The organism is Sinobaca sp. SA16-1 (assembly GCF_059510515.1).
On the sequence record NZ_JCAKFL010000004.1, the window covers coordinates 210,877 to 229,762 of the forward strand.

Below are 18,886 nucleotides of genomic sequence, written 5' to 3' on the forward strand. Positions count from 1 at the left end.
CCCGCCCTTTTTTTCCGTATTTTTTGTCTTATCCGCCGCTTACCGGTGGAATAAAAGCAATCGTATCCCCATCAGAAAGCGTATCCTCATTTTCGGCAAATTCTTCATTTACCGCTGCCATCGCCTGATCCAAAGAGACAAGCTGGTACTCTTCTTTCAGCCATGTTTTTATTTCCTGAACTGTCAGACCTGCTTTTGGGGCTTCCAGCGCTTCTGTCCCGGCTTCGTCCTGAAGGCGGGCAAAAAACAACACTTTAATCATTTTTATTTCTCTCCTTTGTCAGGGAAACCTTTTTCATAAGGAGTGTTCTCCAATTGGTCTCCTATCCATTTCGTTCCATCTTCCCAATATTCCTTCTTCCAAATCGGCACGATTTCTTTAATGCGCTCAATCGCATATTCGTTTGCTTCGTAAGCGGCTTTCCGATGCGGTGAAGAAACGGCAATGACGACAGCAATATCCGAAATATCAAGCATTCCGGTGCGGTGGGTGATCGCTGTAATAGCCCCCGGCCACCTTTCTTCAATTTCACTGCCGATCTCTTCCAGCTTTTTTACGGCCATCTTTTCGTACGCCTGGTATTCCAGCCGCAGCGTTTTTTTTCCGTGCGTCATTTCCCGGACCGTGCCTATAAAAGTCGTAATCGCTCCGCAGTTGCGGTGTTCTACCTTTTTTATAAGTTCTGCCGGGTCAAGCGGCTGGTTCGAAATCGAAAATAACGTGTCCTCTGTCATAAAGCGTCCCTCATTTGATTTATAATAAATTCCATATACTGCGGGCTTTCCTCTATAGAAAACACTGGAATCTCTTTGTCTGTCAGGTTTTTGTCCCAGGAAATGAAACAAAGCACCTGTTCACTGTCTTTCAGCAGATTCATATCTGCTTTTGTGCGGATCATAACGACTTTCGGGTAAGCGGCTTTCTTATAGCCTTCCACGAGTACAATCTTCGGATCGAACAAAGCCTGGGCATCAATTAAGCGCTCAAGGGACCATCCGGCACTCGGTGATTGGATATGAAGCATGCCGCCTCCCTCTACAAATGCAGCAGAAGCACCTGCTGCCAGGTGCTTTCCACTGTCTTTATCTTCCGGGATGTCCGGCGTGCCGCCGTGCCCGTGATGTTTAATTGTTCCCGTACTCCATCCCATATCTGCAAAAGCACGGATCAGTTTTTCGGCAAGTGTCGTTTTGCCGCTGTTTTGAAAACCGGTTATCTGTAAGACGGGACGATGCTGCTCCACGGCCATTCACTTCCCTCTGTATCTTCAAGCAGAAGGGTATCTACTTTCATTCCTTTTTCATAGCCTCTCGTGCCCCCGGGCAGAACAATAAATACATCCGCTCCGGCAATTGACGTGACCGATCCTGATTTATCAAGCCCCGCCGGCTTCACGTACACTTTTCCTTCTTCTACATACGAAGACGCGCGCACGAAACGGGTAAACGGGTTTGCTTTTGGAAAGTCCATCGCTAAAAAGGCGGACTGTTTTTTCAAGTGCGGCCGGCTGCTTTTCATCGCTGTTCTCATTAGTGGGCGGACAAACAGTTCGAATCCAACGTAGCAGGCGGAAGGATTTCCGGACAGACCAAACAGTACTTTACTGCCTGTTGTCGCGACTGTTGTCACACTTCCCGGACGCATTGCTACTTTATTAAACAATACTTCCGCTCCCAGACTTTCGAAAATAGCCGGCATGTAATCGTAGTCACCAACAGATACACCACCTGTTGTAATTAAAGCATCCACATCCTGCAAGGCCTCAGTGGTCGCTTTCAGACAGTCATCAAAGTCATCGTTAAACTTCCCGAAATACACTGCTTCACCGCCGGCTCTTTCCACCTGGGCAATTGCCATGTATGCATTGCTGTTTCGGATTTTCCCTGGTTCAAGCGGTTCTCCAGCTTCGAGCAGTTCACTGCCTGTAGCAATAATGCCGATCCGGGGTTTTTTCGCTGCCGGCACTTGGGCAAAGCCGAAGGTGGCCAGCAGCGCTGAAATACCAGGATTGATAAATGTACCTTTTTTCACGAGTGCTGTGCCTTTTTTGGCATCTTCTCCCTGAAAAGAAATATTGTCATTATGCTTAATCTCCCGTTTCAGTTCTATCGCGGCAGAATTTATTTCGTTTACGAGCTCCAGCATGACAACTGCGTCACAGCCGTCGGGAATTTGGGCACCGGTCATGATTCGGACCGTTTCGCCTTTTTCGACCGGCCGTGAAAATACTGATCCCGCACCGATTTCACCAGCTACAGTTAACGTAACAGGATGGTCTCTTCCGGCTCCTGCTGTATCTTCTGACCGCACGGCAAATCCGTCATATGGTGATTTGTTAAAAGGGGGCACATCGTGATCAGCTGTTAAATCTTCAGCCAGAATACGTCCGTGGGCTTCTGCGAGCGGAAGCATCTCCGTTTCAGAAACCAGTGTCTGTTTCATGACGGATCGTACCGCATCTTCTACGGGCATTGGTTTTCTTTTTTCCACCATTCGGCATCTTCCTTACGATAAAAAGTATTTTTCATAAATTGCTTTGGCCTGTTCTACTTTCTTTGTGCCGTGCACGAGTACCCGGCCGTCCCGGAATACGACCAGACGATAGTCCGGAAGCACGCAGGACAGCAGGTAAGGGTTTTTCTGGACCCGGCCATGCCGGCCGAGCTTGGTTTCCAAATACGTAAAATCGTATGAACGGGTGGTTTCGGGACGAATCTGTACCGTATCCCTTCCGCAGAGCACCGCCATTTTCGTATCATCTGCGCCGGCTAAATGCGCGTACGCCGGTGAAGTCCCGCAGGAAGGACACGTATCTTTTTTCGTTTTGCCTACTTGAATGGCATGATGCTGATTTTTCCAGACGTCAAACAACGTCAGCTTTGTCTGCACCGCCTCTGTTCGTCCGGAAAGAATCTTCAGGGCTTCAGCGGTCTGATACGCGGATGTCATCTGCACCGCCGGGGCAATGACCCCGTCTGTTTCACACGTTACGCTGAACGCCGGAATGGCCGGCAGAATACACTGCAGGCAGGGCGTGTGCCCCGGTAGAATCGTAAAGCTCATGCCGTAACTCCCGGCACAGGCGCCGAATACCCAGGGAATCCCGTATTTCTGGGAAAGATCATTTAAAATAAACCGAATATCAAAGTTATCCGATCCATCGATAATAATATCCAACCCCGGGGCAATGTCTTCGAGCTTTTCAGCGGTCGCATCCATCACTAAGCTGTGAATCACCGCGTCGCTGCGAATCGCCAGCAGGCGCTCTTTGGCTGCGATGGCTTTCGGCATTTTGGCTTCTGCTTCTTTTTCTCCATACAGCTGCTGTCTTGGAAGGTTGCTCCATTCCACATAATCTCTATCGATAATCGTTAATTCTCCAACTCCTGCGCGTACAAGCGTTTCGGCAGCAGCGCTGCCAAGTGCACCTGCGCCGAGTATAAGCGCGTGCTTTTTCTGCAGATCAGCCTGCCCGTCTGTTCCGATGCCCGGAAAGAGTATCTGCCTTGAGTATCTATCATTCATTCTGTTCTATCCTCCGATATAGGACATCTCGATTTTTTTACGGTTTTTCACCGTTTCTTCGGTCCGTTCCTCTGAATAACGATCCGTCCTGCCATGCCATACCTGTTCAATAAACTGTCTGACTTCAGCCGGGGAAGCCCCGCTTCGAACAAGCGTTTTTAGATCAGTGCCGGTTTCGGCGAACAGACAGGTAAAGAGTTTACCGTCTGCAGAAATTCTCGCTCTCGTACATGTTCCGCAAAAAGCATCCGATACAGAAGAGATAAAACCTACCTCCACGTTGGACCCTTCATATCCGTAGCGGTTGGCGACTTCGCCGAGGTACTCACGCTCAAGCGGCTGCAGCGGTGCAATCGTGGATACCATTTCCAGCAGCTCTTTTTTTGTGACAACCTGTGAGAAGTCCCATCCGTTCGTCTGGCCGACATCCATAAATTCAATAAATCGGAGCGTCACGCCAATATCTTTGCAGTATTTGGCCATTGGGATTACTTCCTGGTCATTGACCCCTTTTCGAACGACCATATTAACTTTCACATGCAGTCCTGCATCCATCGCGGCCTGCATCCCTTTCAGGACAATATCCGGCTTCACTTTCCGGCCGTTCATTTCCTGGAACACCTGTGGATCGATCGCGTCCAGACTGAGATTAATCCGCATCAGGCCGGCCTCTTTTAATGCTTTAGCCTGCTTCACTAAATGGACGCCGTTTGTTGTAAGAGCAATATCTTCAATTCCTTCTATTTTTACAAGCCGTTCTATCAGCTCGGGTACATTCTTTCTAAGCAGCGGCTCGCCGCCTGTCAGTCTTAATTTTTTTACGCCGAGTGCAGCAAATTCTTCTGCCAGCATCGTAATTTCTGAAAAAGACAGCAATTCCTCTTCCGGCATAAAAACATAATCATCCCCGAAGATTTCTTTTGGCATGCAGTACGAGCATCTAAAATTACAGCGGTCCATAATTGAAATGCGCAGGTCCTGCAGAGGCCTTTTGTATTGGTCGAGCGTCGGGCTTTGCTTTAACATCTTAATCCCCCCTGCGAATAGATAAAAAAATCCGGCCCGCCGCTGGTTTATTAGAGAAAGGCCGGCATGTGTTTCCTCCACAGCTGAAACATCTGAGGAGGGTATATATGAATTTCCAGTCGTTGAAAAGGCTTCCAACCCTGTATGCATTCGTTAGCTGTATTGTATCCTGTTCGATCAAGTCCGGCAGGATATAAAGCTGTCTGGATTAGGTTCGATCGATGAGAAAAAACAGCACCGTCATTTGTTTTAGTATCTTTATTCGGAAAAAAGCTGATAGAATAATAAACAGAAAACAGCCTGCACCTTCTTTAGAGACTTATTCTAACACATATGGAGAGGAGAATTAAAAGAATGCACCACGAAAACGACGTACGTTCTTTAAGGGCAGCCGTTCTGACGATGTCCGATACACGAGGAAAAGCAGAAGATAAAAGCGGAAAACTGATTCATTCTTTTCTTGAAGAAGCCGGATTTCACGTTCAGGCCTACCGCATTATCAAAGATGACCGCCAGCTTATTGAGCAGCAGCTTAAGGAATGGGCGGAGGATCCCATGGTTCAGGCGGTTATTATGAATGGAGGCACCGGTGTATCTCCGAAAGATGTAACATATGAAGCCGTCGCCTCTCTGCTCGATAAAGAGCTGCATGGATACGGAGAGCTGTTCCGAACGCTCAGCTATGAAGAAATCGGCGCTAAAGCATTGTTCAGCCGGGCGATCGGCGGCAGTATTGGCAGCACCGCTGTGTTTGCACTGCCGGGTTCGAGCAATGCCGTCCAGCTGGGCATGGAAAAGCTGATTATTCCTTCTCTTCCCCATTTGATCGGAGAATTAACCAAATGAGCATTGCCGCAGCCGGAGCTGTACTTGCCGGGGGACGTTCTTCCCGGTACGGCCTGCCGAAAATGTTTGAGCTTCACAACGGAAAGCCGCTCTATCAGTACAGCCTTGACGCTTTTAAAGAAGCCGGCATTGACGACAGATATATTATTACAAATGAGGAGCTCGCCGACCGATTCGACAGCCGCCTAGCTTCGATCATTATAGAACCGGATCCGTTTTCCGGACCCCTTTTTGGGCTGAAAGAAGCCCTCCGTCATGTGGAGCCGGAGAGCTGGTTGTTTCTTTTAGCTGCCGATATCCCGTTTGTTACCTCAGAATTTGTTGCTTCTTTGCTTAAAAAGGCAGAAGCCTCCATAAATAAACAGGCAGTTATTCCAGTGTCCGGCGGCCGGATCCAGCCGCTGCACGGGTTGTATCATTCCTCCTGCCTGGCTGCAGCGGATAAGGCCGGCCAGGAAAACAGCAGCATGAAAGCACTCCTTGGTGAAGTCAGCGTCCTGTACGCAGAATATCCCGAGGACCAACAGGATTTTGTTAATATTAACCGCCCCGAGGACTGGAAACGCCCGCCACAAAAGACAGGCCTAAATAAAAGGAGCAGTAAAAACAATGAATGAATTTACACATTACAACGAATCAGGGCGCGCCCGCATGGTCGACATTTCCGAAAAACACGAAACCAGCCGGACCGCCACAGCCCAAAGTATCGTTCATTTAAGCGATGAACTGTATGAAGCCATTGAAAAGCAGCAGTTGAAAAAAGGCGATCCTCTTCATACCGCCCAGCTGGCCGGCATTATGGGAGCCAAAAAAACATCCGATCTTATTCCGATGTGCCATCCGATTGCCCTGCAGGGGACAGATCTTACGTTTGCTTATCACCAGGTGGAAGATGGATGGGAGCTGCACATTCTGGCTACAGTGAAATGCAAAGGCAACACAGGCGTGGAAATGGAAGCACTTACCGCTGCCACCACGGCGGCCCTTACTTTTTACGACATGTGCAAGGCGGTCGATAAAGGCATGATAATTAAAGAAACCAAGCTTCTCCGGAAAACCGGCGGGAAAAGTGGAGATTACCAGGCCGCTGAAAGATGACAATACAAAAAAAGAAGCCCTAAGCGGCTTCTTTTTTTGCTGTACTTTTTTTCCAAATAAATGCAGCAGCAAATCCTGCAGCTGTGCAGATAGCTATACCAATGCTAAATGACACGGGGGCTATCATGAGCCAGGGTCTCGCATCCACCATATAAAAAGCCGCTGCCGCACTCAGCGCGGAAATGACCGTGCCAATAAGGGGAGGCAGATACACATTTCCACCGCCCAGGCCGGTATACACTACGGCACTTGCGAGCAGAATAGTATAAAGCGTTCCAAACACATTTGGATCAAGCATCGCATCCAGAAGCTGGGCAGGATGAAACGCTGTTCCATCAATATCTGACGTGTGCATCGGAATCTCATGAGCTTCCGACGATTCGAGCTCCATACTCTTTAATTGAAAGACCGGCGGATCTTCCGGCCAGTTCTGCTGTTCCATGTAGGCAATATAATTAGAGTCGTGAAAAAACACCGGAGAATCGACGTTCATCGATCCTTCCGTAAGGCGTTCGCTTCCCCCATTTTCAATATTAAGAACAAAAAGTTCATACTGGTACATATCTCCTTCTGCCCGGTCGGATGCTGTCGTATAGGCAAATGCCTCTCCGTCCGGGGAAAGTGTTGGCGAATAGACGCCTGAGGGCAGCCTGTTGATCAGCGTCTCGTAGGAATTGGAATCCTCGAGTGAATGAGTTTTCACTATTTCCCCTTCATCCCCCGTTGCGCTGTAAAACAGGGCTGAACCATCGTCAGCGAGGGAAAGGGCGCTCATAACATAGCTGTCTTCTTCGGTAAGCTTGACCGGCTCTCCCCCGCTGCTGTCCATTTCATATACATCAAATCCGCCGGCCGCTTCCATATCTTCGGAGAACCAATCTTCTGTTTCGATCCCAATAAAATACACTTTTTCATCATCCAATGAGAAAATGGCATCTCTTATATGTAAGTTTTCTGATGTTAACTCGGCCGTTTCCCGGGTAAGCAGATTAATTTTATTTAAATAGCTTATCCCTTCGGCGCTGTCTGATAAATAGAGAAGTTCGGTTCCGTCTTCGTTAAAGGAAGGCTGATGCTGATCTTCTCCCGTTCCGTTGGGAATCGGTTCCGGGGTCCCTCCGCTTACCGGGAGAGTATAAATGGAACGTTCCCCCTGCTGAAAATAAGAAAAAGCAAACTGCTCATCGTTTTTTGATAAATCCAGATCGCTGTTTACTCCGCTGTGATAGTCATACGGGTCATTATCCCAGAGAAAAAACAGCAAAAGCAGGCAGGCAAGCAGAACGGCGCTTCCTGCCATCGCAATAAAACTCCACTTTCTTTTCATCTATCTCCGCCTGCCGTTTCTGTAATCCCGTATTTTTTCCGCAGCGTTTTCTTCCAGCTTTCTGCAAGAAGCGGGCTGTGAAGAAGCGTAAGAATGGGTTTATGATCATTAATCGGCTGGTATGTCAGCGTATTAATTTCAGCAATCGAGAAGCCCGAACCGCTTTCCTGCTTCTTTAATGGGCTTCCCGCGGAAACCATTCCTTCTTTCAGCACTCTAAAATAATAACCGGAGAAGCCATTTTCTCTTACAAATAAGGGAAGGCTCGGAATGCCGTGCTTTTCGGCGAGCTTATAGCATGGCTGTCTCGGCTGGCTTACTTGTACAACAGCATCTCCCCATTCATAAATATCCCCAATGCAGACCTCTGTTTCAGGCATGCCGCGGATAAGCAGGTTTTCTCCAAAAGCCCCTTCTTTCATATCCATACCGTGGTGGCTTTTCCAATGCTCATAATGCTCTACTGGATACACACATACCGCTTTATCGGGGCCGCCGTGACTTTTCAGGTCAGCCTGGACATCTCCTGAAAGACCGGTGATAGAAAGAAAAACAGTTTTTCCGCCTACACTTTGTTTGTTAATCCCGGAAAGAATCTGCCTGTCCTTTTTTGAAGAAATGTTCACTGCTTCGCCAACATTTAACGATACAATATTTGATTCCACAACCACTCTCCTCCTCCTGGTGCTGCATGCCAAACCATTTTCAGCTTAAAAAAAAGCCTGTCCGGAAAAAGATCCGGACAGCTTTGATTTTATTTCAGCGCATCCGTCAGAACAGGAACAATCTGCTTTTTGCGTGAGACTACTCCCTCTAATACTGCTTTGTTGTTGGAAAGCGTGACGTTAAATGCTTTTTCTACAGCTTCAGTCTTGCTGCCTACTGCTACAGCAGTAGAGTCACTGTTTAAAATGTCGGTAACGACAAAGACAAACAGATCAAGTCCATTCTTCTGGACAGCCTCGTTCATTACTTTTTCAATTTCTGCCTGACGCTCAAGTACTTCGCTTGGATCGATGGCATTCACCTGGGCAATTTGGACTTTTGCACTTCCCATAGAGAATTCTTTAGCATCCAGAGAAATTAATTCTTCTTCTGTTTTGCCGCTGATGTCGGCTCCGGCTTTAAGCATTTCCAGGCCGTAGCTGTCCGTATCAACACCTGCAATAGCAGCGAGCTCTTCAGCCGCAGCTACATCTTCGTGTGTGCATGTCGGTGATTTAAAAAGCAGGGAATCAGAAATAATAGCAGACAGCATCAAGCCGGCTGTGTTCTTATCGATCTCCACGCCATACTCTTTGTACATTTTGTTCAAAATAGTAGCAGTGCACCCTACCGGCTCGGCGCGATAATAAAGCGGTTCGGACGTTTGGAAATTGGCAATCCGGTGGTGGTCAATGACTTCTTTAATGCTGACTTCCGCCAGGTCATCCACGCTTTGCTGCGATTCGTTATGGTCTACCAGGCTGACGCGGTCTGTTTCATTGGAAACCGACTCCACGAGGCGCGGTGCTTCCACCTTGAAATAATCCAGGGCATATTGTGTTTCTCCATTTATTTCACCCAGTCTTACCGCTTCTGCCTCGTCTCCTGTTTTGTTTTTTAAGGCAGCATGTGCGATCGCTGAACATATCGTATCTGTATCGGGGCTCTTATGGCCGAATACTAGCAATTTACTCATTCTATCTCTCCCTTGTATGTATTTTGGCTGTTTTCACTCTTGTATTTTATCATAAACCCTTTACGAATAATGCAGTCGGGACCAATTTTTATCCAGGGAATCTATTTTTGCTTTCCGCCCCTTTTTAAGCTATACTCGATTAAATAATTAATTACCTAAGTAACTATATGGAAGGATGGGGTTATTATTACGCTCGACCGCGATATTTTTACACTGCTGCACCAGAAAGTCCGCCTCTCCATGAAATCCATTAACTATGAGCTTCAGGAACATTCCCTGTTCAGCTCTCAGTGGAGTCTTCTCTACTGCCTGAAGAAAAATGGAAGCATGACGCAGAAAGAAATGGCAGAATACCTGCACGTGGAATCCCCCACTATCACCCGTACGCTTCTAAAGCTCGAAGAAAGCGGTCATATAAAGCGTCAATCCGGCATTGATAAGCGCGAACGCGTCGTCAGTCTGACAGAGAAAACCCTGGCATGTTTCCCAGCCGTAGATGCAAGTGTCAGACGCCATGAAAGAAACATGCTCTGCCGGCTGTCTGCTGACGAAAAGCAGCAGCTTGCTGTGCTGCTGGAAAAAATCGAATATGCTGAAGAAAGAAGGTAACTCCTGTGTCCTCCACCGCTTCAGAAAAAATCTGGACAAAGCCTTTCTGGATTGCCCTGATTAATAATTTTTTTATATTTCTCGCGTTCTATGCCCTGCTGACGATCCTGCCTATTTTTGTTCTACAGGAACTAGGCGGCACAGAGGGACAGGCCGGCCTCGCGACGACTATATTTTTAGTTTCCGCCATTATTACGAGAGCTTTTGCCGGCCGCATTATCGAAAGCTTCGGCAAGAAAAAAATGCTGGTGCTGAGCGTTCTTTTATTTGCCTTTTCCATGCTTTTGTATCTGCTTGCTCATGAGCTTGTGTTTCTGCTGGCCCTTCGTTTCTTTCACGGCATCTGGTTCAGTATTGCTACAACGGTTTTATTGGCTGCAGCAGCGGACCTTGTGCCTGCTGCCAGAAAAGGTGAAGGCCTGGGCTATTTTATTATGTCCATGAACTTAGCGGTCGTCGCCGGGCCGTTTATTGCGCTGACCGCCGTTCGTTTTGTGCCATATTCTGTTTTATTCGGCGGACTGGCGGCGGTTTCCATTCTCGGATTTCTATTAACGTTTCTTATCCGCCTTCCGGTAGAAACACCTTCGCGGCAGCCTGTATTTAAACAGCTGACTGTCCATGACCTTGTTGAAAAACGAGCGGTTCTGCCATCCAGCATTGGATTTTTAGCCGCGTTTTCCTACGCTAGTGTTATTTCTTTTATTTCCGTTTATGCGGAGTCCATTAACCTGTTTCATGCGGTTAATTTGTTCTTCGTTTGTTTTGCAGCTGTTATGCTTTTGTCCCGGCCGTTTACAGGAAGACTGTTTGACCGGGCGGGCCCCGCTTACGTTATTATTCCATCCCTGCTTGTGTTTTCTGCAGGGTTGTTTCTGCTCAGCACCGTTACGACAACAGCTGTGCTGCTTATCGCCGGCGGCCTGATCGGCCTCGGCTACGGCTCGATTCTGCCGAGCCTGCAGACGATGGCCATTCAGGCTTCGCCTCCCGGGCGGACAAGCCATGCCACTGCCACTTTTTTCATGCTGTTTGATTCAGGAATTGCCGTGGGCTCCTTTGTCCTTGGAACCATTGCTTCACTGATGACGTATTCCTTCGTATATATAATATGCGGAACGCTTGTCCTCGCGACACTTGGCATTTATATGCTCCTGTATCGAAACATGCTTCGCGTGCAGTCTGTCCACTAGACTCTTTTTTGTTTGCTCTTATCAAAAGAGCCCGACTGCCGTACAATAAGAAGAAGCATATTATAGAAAGCAGGAATACAAATGGCAAATGGACAATCTAGAAAAGATATTACCCCCGGTGTAGAGGTTGATATCGTTTTGAAGCAGGATCAGCGGACCGGTAAGACAACAAACGGCATTGTCAAAGATATTTTAACCAAGTCTCCTCAGCATCCGCACGGCATTAAAGTGCGCCTTGAAGATGGAAGTGTCGGCCGGGTTAAAAACATTATTCAATAAACAGTTCTACAGATGGACCTAAAAAAAGAAAGGCTTTCTCTATACTTTAAAGACCGGCTGCTAAAATAAGCAGCCGGTCTTCTTTTATAGGAGACAGATTATTCTTCTCGTTCGTCAAAGACGTTTTTTACTTTTTCCACCACGTAACCGCTTCCGCCTTCATCTTCTACATTTTCAATCATCATAGAAATCAATAAGTCTTCCTGCTCATAATCGTAAGCGACAAACCAGCCGTTTTCTGTTCCATCTTCTCCCTGCTCGGTTTTGAATTCAGCCGTGCCGGTTTTCCCTGAGAGAGTAAGGTCTTCGCGTACCGGTTCGTAGGCGGATCCATTCTCATCTTCGACAATACCCCGCAGTCCTTCCGTAATCACGTCTGCTCCTTCTTCCGGAAGGATATTTTCTTTCCAGACTTCGGATTCTTCTTCCTGTCGTTCGAGCTGTGGAGCCAGCATATCTCCTTCATTTAAAAATGGGGTGTAGGATACTGCTAAATGCAGCGGGGACATCAGCATCTGCCCCTGTCCATAACCGGTATCCGCAAGCAGGATGTCCGAGCTCAACCCTTCGTTGGATATGGCAGACGGCTGCACGGGGAAATCGTAAGGAAACTCTTCATCAAATCCAAAGTTCCGCAGTCCCTCTGCAAAAGCTTCTTCTCCTGTTTCCAGTGCTGTTTGGGCAAAAAAGATATTATCCGATGTAATCAAAGCATCTTCCAGGCTGACCTGATCAAGCCTGTCGGAAACCCGCGTAATCGAATAGCCTCCCCAGCTGCTGTCCGGCTGCCACTGCTCACCGGTAATTGTTTTTTCTTCTTCGGGATCGAGACTGCCCTGGTTCATGCCTACTGCGCCCGTTATTGGCTTAATAGTAGATCCCGGCGCATAAAGGCTGTTGAATTTAGCTGAAAAAGGACGTCCTTCATCTTCGCTTAGTTCTGCGTATTCACCTTCCGGCCAGCCGAATAGATAATTATTTGGATTATACGAAGGCGTGCTTACCAGACCAAGGGTTTCTCCCGTTTTTGGATCAAGGGCTGCCGCAGTACCGGACTCGCCGTCCAGTTCACTGAACAGATTTTCCTGAACGGCTGTATCAATAGACAAATGAACATTTTCTCCGTCTTCTGCCTCCTGTTCAGCGATCCTTTCACTCCCTTCCGTCGTAACAAGAGCCCGGCCCGGCGTCCCGCGCAGACGCTCTTCATAAATATACTCTGCCCCTGCTTTACCAAGGGTTGTGCCTTCGCTGTACCCTTCTCCGCGTTCTTCAAGTTCTTCTTCGGTAATTGTTCCAATATACCCTGTTAAATGGGCAGCCTGTTCCTCAAGCGGGTAGTAACGACTTGTCGTTTCTGTGGACTGCACCCCTTCGACCTCTTCGATTTCATCCAGCGATTCGGACTCTTCCGGAGTCAGTTTTTTAATTGGCACAAACGATTCTTCCGAGACCCATTCTTCCGCCAGAGCTTCTGTAATATCAGATTCCTCCATCTCGAGAAGAGCGGCAAGCTCTTCTGCGGCAGCTTCTTCGTTTTCTGTTTCTCCCGGAACAATGCCCACCTGGTCAATAGACATATTTACGGCAAGGCTGTTATCGTTTCTATCCAGAATTTCTCCTCTTACCGGCTCTATTGTCTCCTCTCTTACTCTTTCCCCACCCTGCAGTCCGGGGAAGATAAAGGAGGGCTCCCAGTTTACTTTCCACTCTTCGTTTCCTTCTGTCTCTTCCTGCTGCCAGGATGCTTCCTCTTCGAACTCTACCGTGCCTGTATTTGTTTCTATCGCTGCTTGGTATGGAAGGGACGGTTCCGCCTCTTCTTCGAATTGCTCCTGCTGTTCTTCAGAATACTCCGGCAGCGTGATACCAGGGTTCGGTACGCCGGCCGTTTCGTACACCTCTCTATGCTGGGCCGTAAATTCTTCTTCCGTCACGGCTTCCTGCGCTTCGGAGGACAGCATCGTATACATTTCTGCATATTCCTGCTCGTTCCAATGTTCCGTATATGTCTGCATTGCGTCTTCTGCTGTTGAGTTATTGCTGCAGGCTGAAAGCAGCAGACTGAGACCGATGATTCCCGCTAGTTTTTTCATATAGGACCCTCATTTTCTAAGTAAATGTGCCTCGATTATAGCATAATCACTTTCAAATTCCTTCCATTTCCCGTGCTTTCTCCTTTTGCCTATTTTTCTTTTTGTCCAGAAAATGGAGTGAGGGGAGTCTATATCGGGTACAGTTTCCTAATACGAAATTCGGGAGGGATTTATTTGACAGACTCATCACATCACGTTCCCCGTTACCCTAAATCACTTTGGCGCGATATTCAGGGACTTCCTGAATTCCCCGCCCTTACAGAAGATTTTGAAGCCGACGTTACGATCGTCGGAGCCGGCACGACCGGGTTAACTGCTGCTTACTTATTGTCTAAGCAGGGAGTAAAGGTGGCCCTGATCGAAGCAGGCCGGATTCTTGATGGCACGACCGGCTACACGACGGCTAAAATTTCTTCTCAGCATGGGGTTATGTACGATGACCTGATTACCAATTTTGGTTTGGAAAAAGCACGCCTTTACTATGAAGCCAATGAAGAAGCTTTAACATTCATCAGAAAAACAGCGGAAGAACTGGACATTGACTGCGATCTGACGACAGAGAATGCCTATGCATACACGACAGAAAACAAAAGTGTCTCCAAGTTTGAAAAAGAATTAAAAGCATACCAGGATATTGGCATTAATGGTGGAGAGGCGTTGAATGAAGTAGAACTGCCTTATTCGGTGGAAGCAGCTTTAGTTATCAGAAACCAGGCCCAGTTTCACCCCGTTAAATTTTTCGCCGGCCTGATTCCCTCCATTGAAGCAAACGGGGGCCGAATCTTTGAACAGACGAGAGCTGCCAAAGTAAAGAGTTCTAAAAATCCTTCTATTGAAACCACTGATGGTTGTACGATCCAGAGCAGACACGTTATTGTAAGCTCACATTTTCCTTTTAATGATGAAGAAGGCCTTTATTTCTCCAGGCTTCATGCCGAGCGGTCTTATACACTCGCCGTTACGACGGAAAAGAAACCTCCTAAAGGAATGTACCTCAGCGTGGATTCCCCGGGAAAGTCGCTTCGTTACGCCAAATCAGCTGACGGAAGCGACCTGATGATTCTTGGCGGAGAAGGCCATACGGCCGGAAAGAATAAAGAAAATACCTTTAATAACTATGAGCGTCTCCGGGATTATGGAGAAAAGCATTTCGGCATTACTTCTATTCCGTACCGCTGGTCGGCGCAGGATCTTATTACACTCGATAAGGTGCCTTACATCGGCCCGGCGGTCACCGGAAAGCCAAATATATTTGTTGCGACAGGCTATGCCAAATGGGGCATGAGCAACGGCGTCGCAGCCGCCCTGCTGCTTAGTGACCTCGTCCAGGAAAAAGAAAACCGGTTTGCGGATCTGTTTGACCCAAGGCGCACAAAGCTCAAAAAAGCGGATGCACTGTCCTTTTTCAAAGAGAATATGGACGTAGGAAAAGAACTTATAGCCGGCAAGCTTCACCGCAAAGATCGAAAGCTTGAGGAATTGGAAAATGATGAAGGCGCACTGGTTACCCAAAAAGGGAAAAAAATCGGGGCCTATAAAGACGAGAACGGTCAGACCCACATGGTATCAACAACCTGTACGCATATGGGCTGTGACGTGGAATGGAACAATGCAGAACGGTCGTGGGACTGTCCGTGCCACGGTTCACGCTTTTCTTATGATGGCAGCATATTGGAAGGACCTGCGGTCACTCCTTTGAAAAAACTGGATAATAACTAACAAACAGCCGCAGAGCATAAGCTCTGCGGCTGTTTTATATCTGTGGCGCTTTTTTCAGCCAAGATTTTTCACAAGACCCAGAGCCATAAAGCCGTTACCTTCTGCGGTCATCGGATATCCAACAGGAAGCGTGCGGCGGATAAGCTGGGCATAAAGCTCCGGTTCCGTAATCGGACGTTCAAACCCGTTTTCGGCAATATTATTCAATAAAGCGAGTCCGCCGGCGACGTGAGGCGCTGCCATCGACGTACCGGACAGCCTGGCGTAGCCTCCATTCAGATAGGTGGATAGGATGTTGACGCCCGGCGCCACTAAATCAATTTCATCATTTGTATTTGTAAAATCAGACAGCTGTTTACGAAACGTTACGGCTCCTACCTGAATAACTTCGTTGTAGGCTCCCGGGTATGCAAATTCGTCTGTATCGATATTTCCATCCCCTTCATTTCCAGCCGCGCAGACGACAGAAATACCGGCATTGACGGCATTTCTTACAGCCTGATGTAACGCAGGAATGCTTTCCGGCCCGCCCAGGGACATAGAAATAATCCGTACTTTCTGTCCTCCGGTTCCTCTCCACGTTCTCGCGTAATCTATAGCCCGGACAATCCAGTCCATCTGTCCGCTGCCATTTCCTTTTAAAGCTTTCAACACAAGAAGATCGGCTTTCGGGGCAGCGCCGACGATGCCTCCGCCATTTTCCGATGCTGCGATGGTTCCTGCCACATGCGTTCCATGCCCGTTGTTATCCGTGTAGTTTTCCGAATCTCCTCTGAAATCATCTGTGAAATTCCGGCCTCCGATAATACGGTTTCTTAAATCAGGATGCGTCTGGCAGCCTGTATCGATAACCGCAATCACATTGCCGCTCCCCTGATCTGCTTCACTCCACAACACCGGAGCTTCTACGAGGTCTATGCCCGTTGGAATGGTCGATGATACGTGAACGTGCTGTTCGTGCTTAAACGGGATTAAATGAACGTTTTTCATATAATATCCTCCTCTGTGAACCAGCCTGCCTGCGCCGGTATACTATCTAAAGGGAGATTCAGACGTATTCAACAACCTGATCACGAATATAGTGTTTTATGCCCAGGTCAGCCGGGTACTATGAGTAAGTAAGCACTAATAAACGGGATGATGATTCACACTTTATATAAAGGAGTTTTGTAAATGGGACACTATGTAGATGTAGAAAAGAATGTACAGCTGTTTGTGGAAGACCTCGGAGAAGGACAGCCGGTCGTTTTTATTCATGGGTGGCCTGTTAATCACAAGATGTTTGAATACCAAATGAACGAACTGCCAAAGAAAGGCTACCGCTTTATCGGAATTGACCTGCGCGGTTATGGTAAATCCGATAAGCCCTGGGCTTCTTATGATTACAACACAAAAGCAGATGATGTAAAAAAAGTTATCGATGCGCTTGGACTCGAAGACGTAATTCTGGGCGGTTTCAGCATGGGCGGCCCGATCGCCATTCGTTATATGGCAAGACACAACAGCCACAAAGTGTCCAAGCTTGTACTCATGGCTCCGGCGGCTCCAGTGTTTACCCAGCGTGATGATTATCCGCACGGACTCGAGAAATCGGGAGTGGATGACATAATCAATAACTTAAAATCAGACCGGCCGGTTATGCTCGAAGAATTCGGCAAAATGTTTTTCGCCGGCGAAATATCCGATGCCTACGCCCATCATTTCCACAGCCTCGGCATGGAAGCTTCCTCCTATGGCACGATCCACTCTGCCGAGTCGCTCCGCGATGAAGATGTGCGCGGGGACCTTTCGTCCATTAACGTGCCAACTTTAAGCCTGCACGGCCGTAAAGATAAGATATGCCCCTTTGATTTCTCCCTGGAACTTGAAAAGAGTATCAGCGATTTTACTTTAGTACCTTTTGAAAACAGCGGCCATGGTCTCTTTTTTGAAGAGAAAGAAAAATTCAACCAGGAGCTTCTTTCCTTTTTCAGTAAATAAAAGAATTAAAAACGCTTCTCTCCGATAAAGGAAGAGAAGCGTTTTTTTGTTTTCTAGAAAGGTCCCCATTCAATACCATGGGCGATCAGCAGAAACACCGCGCCTATTAAAAACCAGGCGATGATAAGCGGCATAATAAATTTTGCCCATTTCCACCAGGAAATGCCTGCGGTAGCGAGAACAGCCATGAAGTATCCTGACGTAGGAAAAATAATATTGGAAATCCCATCTCCAAGCTGGAAGGCAAGGATTGCTGTCTGCCGGGTCGTGCCGACAATATCGGCAAGCGGGATCATAATAGGCATCGTAATCAGCGCCTGGCCGCTTCCGGATGGAACAAAGAAATTAAATAATCCCTGCGTGCCAAGCATACCAAGTACGGTTACCGAAGACGGCATCGTGCTGACCACGGAAGCCAGTGCAAAAATAATGGTGTCGATAATCTGGCTTTCTTCCATCACGACCGCTACACCACGGGCGATCCCAATAATCATTGCCCCCATCAGCACTTCCCTGAATCCGTTGTTGAAACTGTCGCTGATTTCATTACCGGACATACCGGCAATAATTCCAACAATAATCCCCATTGCCAGGAAGTACCCGGCGAGCGCCACAAAATCCCATTGAAATTGAAGCACTGCAAAGACCATCCCTGCAAACATCAGCAGGGCGGTAATGCCGGCAATTTTTTGTCTTGTATTCATAAATATCTTTTCTTCCTGCACGTCATTGTGTTTCCAGAACTCTTCTGCTTCTGCCGCAGCTATTTCCGGATTTTTCTCTAATTTTCTTGCATACCGGAGCAGAAACAACACGCCGGCCAGAATAATAAAGGAAAGAACGAGGAAGCGGTAAGCTGCTCCGGAATACATCGGCAGATCCGCAATTTGGTGGGAAAGGCCGACCGTTCCCGGATTGGTAATAGCGCCCAGAAAACCTCCCGACGTGGCAATGAGTGCCACACCGGCTGCCATCATTTTATCGTACCCCAGTTTAATCATCAGCGGAATAAGAATCGGTATATACACCAGGCTTAATTCGGGCGTTCCGACAAACGCCGCAATCATGGAAAATACCACCATCAGAATAGGAATAATTAATTTTTTCCTGTGCTGGAATGTGGTCGTTAAGTACTGCACACCAAATTGGATCAGGCCGGTTTCTTTAAAAACATAGAACGCGCCTCCAATCATGAAGGTAAAAAAGACGACCGGCGCTGCATCAATCAGCCCCTGCGGGATTGCAGTCAGAAAATCCATAATGCCGATAGGTGCGGCATCAATATAGGAAAACTCTTCTGCGTTTATCATTTCCCGACCGCCCGGACCTTCTATTCTTTCATACTCCCCCGCGGGAACAATATAAGAAGCTAAACTCATAATAGCGATAAACAAAATAAGAATCACGTATATATGCGGAAAGGAGAACCGGCTTCCTTTTTTCGGAGAATCAGAAGTTTCTATGTTTTTTTCAGAAGAGGGTCCCGGCTTTTTAGCTGACTGCATA

Annotated in this window: 20 protein-coding genes; 8 read left to right on the forward strand and 12 right to left on the reverse strand. The window is 47.6% G+C overall.

Annotated features, from left to right (window positions below):
- Positions 1–28: 28 nt before the first annotated feature.
- The 6 genes from moaD to moaA are packed head-to-tail and all read right to left on the reverse strand — an operon-like array spanning position 29 to position 4,552.
- Complete coding sequence (gene moaD / locus AC5W2J_RS12845; RefSeq protein WP_496059851.1) at positions 29–262, reverse strand: molybdopterin converting factor subunit 1; 234 nt, start codon at positions 260–262, stop codon at positions 29–31.
- A gap of 2 nt (positions 263–264) precedes the next feature.
- Positions 265–735, reverse strand: a complete 471-nt coding sequence (locus AC5W2J_RS12850; RefSeq protein ID WP_496059852.1) for a molybdenum cofactor biosynthesis protein MoaE — start codon at positions 733–735, stop codon at positions 265–267.
- Complete coding sequence (gene mobB, locus AC5W2J_RS12855; protein ID WP_496059853.1) at positions 732–1,250, reverse strand: molybdopterin-guanine dinucleotide biosynthesis protein B; 519 nt, start codon at positions 1,248–1,250, stop codon at positions 732–734. The genes AC5W2J_RS12850 and mobB overlap by 4 nt, the downstream gene beginning before the upstream one ends.
- The gene (locus tag AC5W2J_RS12860) at positions 1,214–2,494 is read right to left on the reverse strand and encodes a molybdopterin molybdotransferase MoeA (protein ID WP_496059854.1); all 1,281 of its coding nucleotides are present in this window, start codon (positions 2,492–2,494) and stop codon (positions 1,214–1,216) included. The genes mobB and AC5W2J_RS12860 overlap by 37 nt, the downstream gene beginning before the upstream one ends.
- A gap of 12 nt (positions 2,495–2,506) precedes the next feature.
- Entirely contained in the window at positions 2,507–3,526 is a 1,020-nt protein-coding gene (locus AC5W2J_RS12865; RefSeq protein ID WP_496059855.1) for a ThiF family adenylyltransferase, read from the reverse strand.
- Between the two features lie 6 nt (positions 3,527–3,532).
- Positions 3,533–4,552, reverse strand: coding sequence for a GTP 3',8-cyclase MoaA (moaA, locus tag AC5W2J_RS12870; RefSeq protein WP_496059856.1), 1,020 nt, complete (start codon positions 4,550–4,552; stop codon positions 3,533–3,535).
- A 354-nt stretch (positions 4,553–4,906) separates the two neighbouring features.
- Here moaA and AC5W2J_RS12875 point away from each other — a divergent pair, with 354 nt between their 5' ends.
- From AC5W2J_RS12875 to moaC, 3 genes are read left to right on the forward strand one after another with little or no spacing between them, the layout of a single operon-like run.
- Positions 4,907–5,398, forward strand: a complete 492-nt coding sequence (locus AC5W2J_RS12875) for a MogA/MoaB family molybdenum cofactor biosynthesis protein (RefSeq protein ID WP_496059857.1) — start codon at positions 4,907–4,909, stop codon at positions 5,396–5,398.
- A complete protein-coding gene (locus tag AC5W2J_RS12880; RefSeq protein ID WP_496059858.1) occupies positions 5,395–6,015 on the forward strand; it encodes a molybdenum cofactor guanylyltransferase in 621 nt (206 codons plus the stop codon). Before AC5W2J_RS12875 ends, AC5W2J_RS12880 begins: the two co-directional genes overlap by 4 nt.
- Positions 6,008–6,496: a cyclic pyranopterin monophosphate synthase MoaC gene (gene moaC, locus AC5W2J_RS12885; RefSeq protein WP_496059859.1), complete on the forward strand. Its 489-nt coding sequence runs from the start codon at positions 6,008–6,010 to the stop codon at positions 6,494–6,496. Before AC5W2J_RS12880 ends, moaC begins: the two co-directional genes overlap by 8 nt.
- 19 nt (positions 6,497–6,515) lie before the next feature.
- Here the strand turns inward: moaC and AC5W2J_RS12890 are convergent, their stop codons facing one another.
- The 3 genes from AC5W2J_RS12890 to AC5W2J_RS12900 form a co-directional block, all read right to left on the reverse strand.
- Positions 6,516–7,823: a hypothetical protein gene (locus AC5W2J_RS12890; RefSeq protein ID WP_496059860.1), complete on the reverse strand. Its 1,308-nt coding sequence runs from the start codon at positions 7,821–7,823 to the stop codon at positions 6,516–6,518.
- Entirely contained in the window at positions 7,820–8,488 is a 669-nt protein-coding gene (locus tag AC5W2J_RS12895; protein ID WP_496059861.1) for an MOSC domain-containing protein, read from the reverse strand. Before AC5W2J_RS12895 ends, AC5W2J_RS12890 begins: the two co-directional genes overlap by 4 nt.
- Positions 8,489–8,577: 89 nt before the next feature.
- Complete coding sequence (locus AC5W2J_RS12900) at positions 8,578–9,504, reverse strand: manganese-dependent inorganic pyrophosphatase (protein ID WP_496059862.1); 927 nt, start codon at positions 9,502–9,504, stop codon at positions 8,578–8,580.
- 240 nt (positions 9,505–9,744) lie between these two features.
- Here AC5W2J_RS12900 and AC5W2J_RS12905 point away from each other — a divergent pair, with 240 nt between their 5' ends.
- The 3 genes from AC5W2J_RS12905 (at position 9,745) to AC5W2J_RS12915 (ending at position 11,585) form a co-directional block, all read left to right on the forward strand.
- On the forward strand, positions 9,745–10,113 hold the full coding sequence (locus tag AC5W2J_RS12905) for a MarR family winged helix-turn-helix transcriptional regulator (protein WP_496059863.1): 369 nt from the start codon (positions 9,745–9,747) through the stop codon (positions 10,111–10,113).
- A gap of 5 nt (positions 10,114–10,118) precedes the next feature.
- Entirely contained in the window at positions 10,119–11,306 is a 1,188-nt protein-coding gene (locus tag AC5W2J_RS12910) for an MFS transporter (RefSeq protein ID WP_496059864.1), read from the forward strand.
- An 81-nt stretch (positions 11,307–11,387) separates the two neighbouring features.
- Positions 11,388–11,585: a YwbE family protein gene (locus AC5W2J_RS12915; protein WP_496059865.1), complete on the forward strand. Its 198-nt coding sequence runs from the start codon at positions 11,388–11,390 to the stop codon at positions 11,583–11,585.
- 98 nt (positions 11,586–11,683) lie between these two features.
- On the opposite strand, the gene AC5W2J_RS12920 is transcribed toward AC5W2J_RS12915, so the two are convergent.
- On the reverse strand, positions 11,684–13,681 hold the full coding sequence (locus AC5W2J_RS12920) for a penicillin-binding transpeptidase domain-containing protein (RefSeq protein WP_496059866.1): 1,998 nt from the start codon (positions 13,679–13,681) through the stop codon (positions 11,684–11,686).
- Between the two features lie 174 nt (positions 13,682–13,855).
- Here AC5W2J_RS12920 and AC5W2J_RS12925 point away from each other — a divergent pair, with 174 nt between their 5' ends.
- Positions 13,856–15,400: an FAD-dependent oxidoreductase gene (locus tag AC5W2J_RS12925; protein WP_496059867.1), complete on the forward strand. Its 1,545-nt coding sequence runs from the start codon at positions 13,856–13,858 to the stop codon at positions 15,398–15,400.
- A 54-nt stretch (positions 15,401–15,454) separates the two neighbouring features.
- Here the strand turns inward: AC5W2J_RS12925 and AC5W2J_RS12930 are convergent, their stop codons facing one another.
- A complete protein-coding gene (locus AC5W2J_RS12930) occupies positions 15,455–16,390 on the reverse strand; it encodes a S8 family peptidase (protein ID WP_496059868.1) in 936 nt (311 codons plus the stop codon).
- 183 nt (positions 16,391–16,573) lie between these two features.
- Here AC5W2J_RS12930 and AC5W2J_RS12935 point away from each other — a divergent pair, with 183 nt between their 5' ends.
- Entirely contained in the window at positions 16,574–17,380 is an 807-nt protein-coding gene (locus AC5W2J_RS12935) for an alpha/beta fold hydrolase (protein ID WP_496059869.1), read from the forward strand.
- Between the two features lie 53 nt (positions 17,381–17,433).
- Here AC5W2J_RS12935 and AC5W2J_RS12940 read toward each other — a convergent pair whose 3' ends face one another.
- Positions 17,434–18,885 (reverse strand): YfcC family protein, encoded by a 1,452-nt coding sequence (locus AC5W2J_RS12940; protein WP_496059870.1) that lies wholly within the window; start codon positions 18,883–18,885, stop codon positions 17,434–17,436.
- Between the last annotated feature and the right edge of the window lies 1 nt (position 18,886).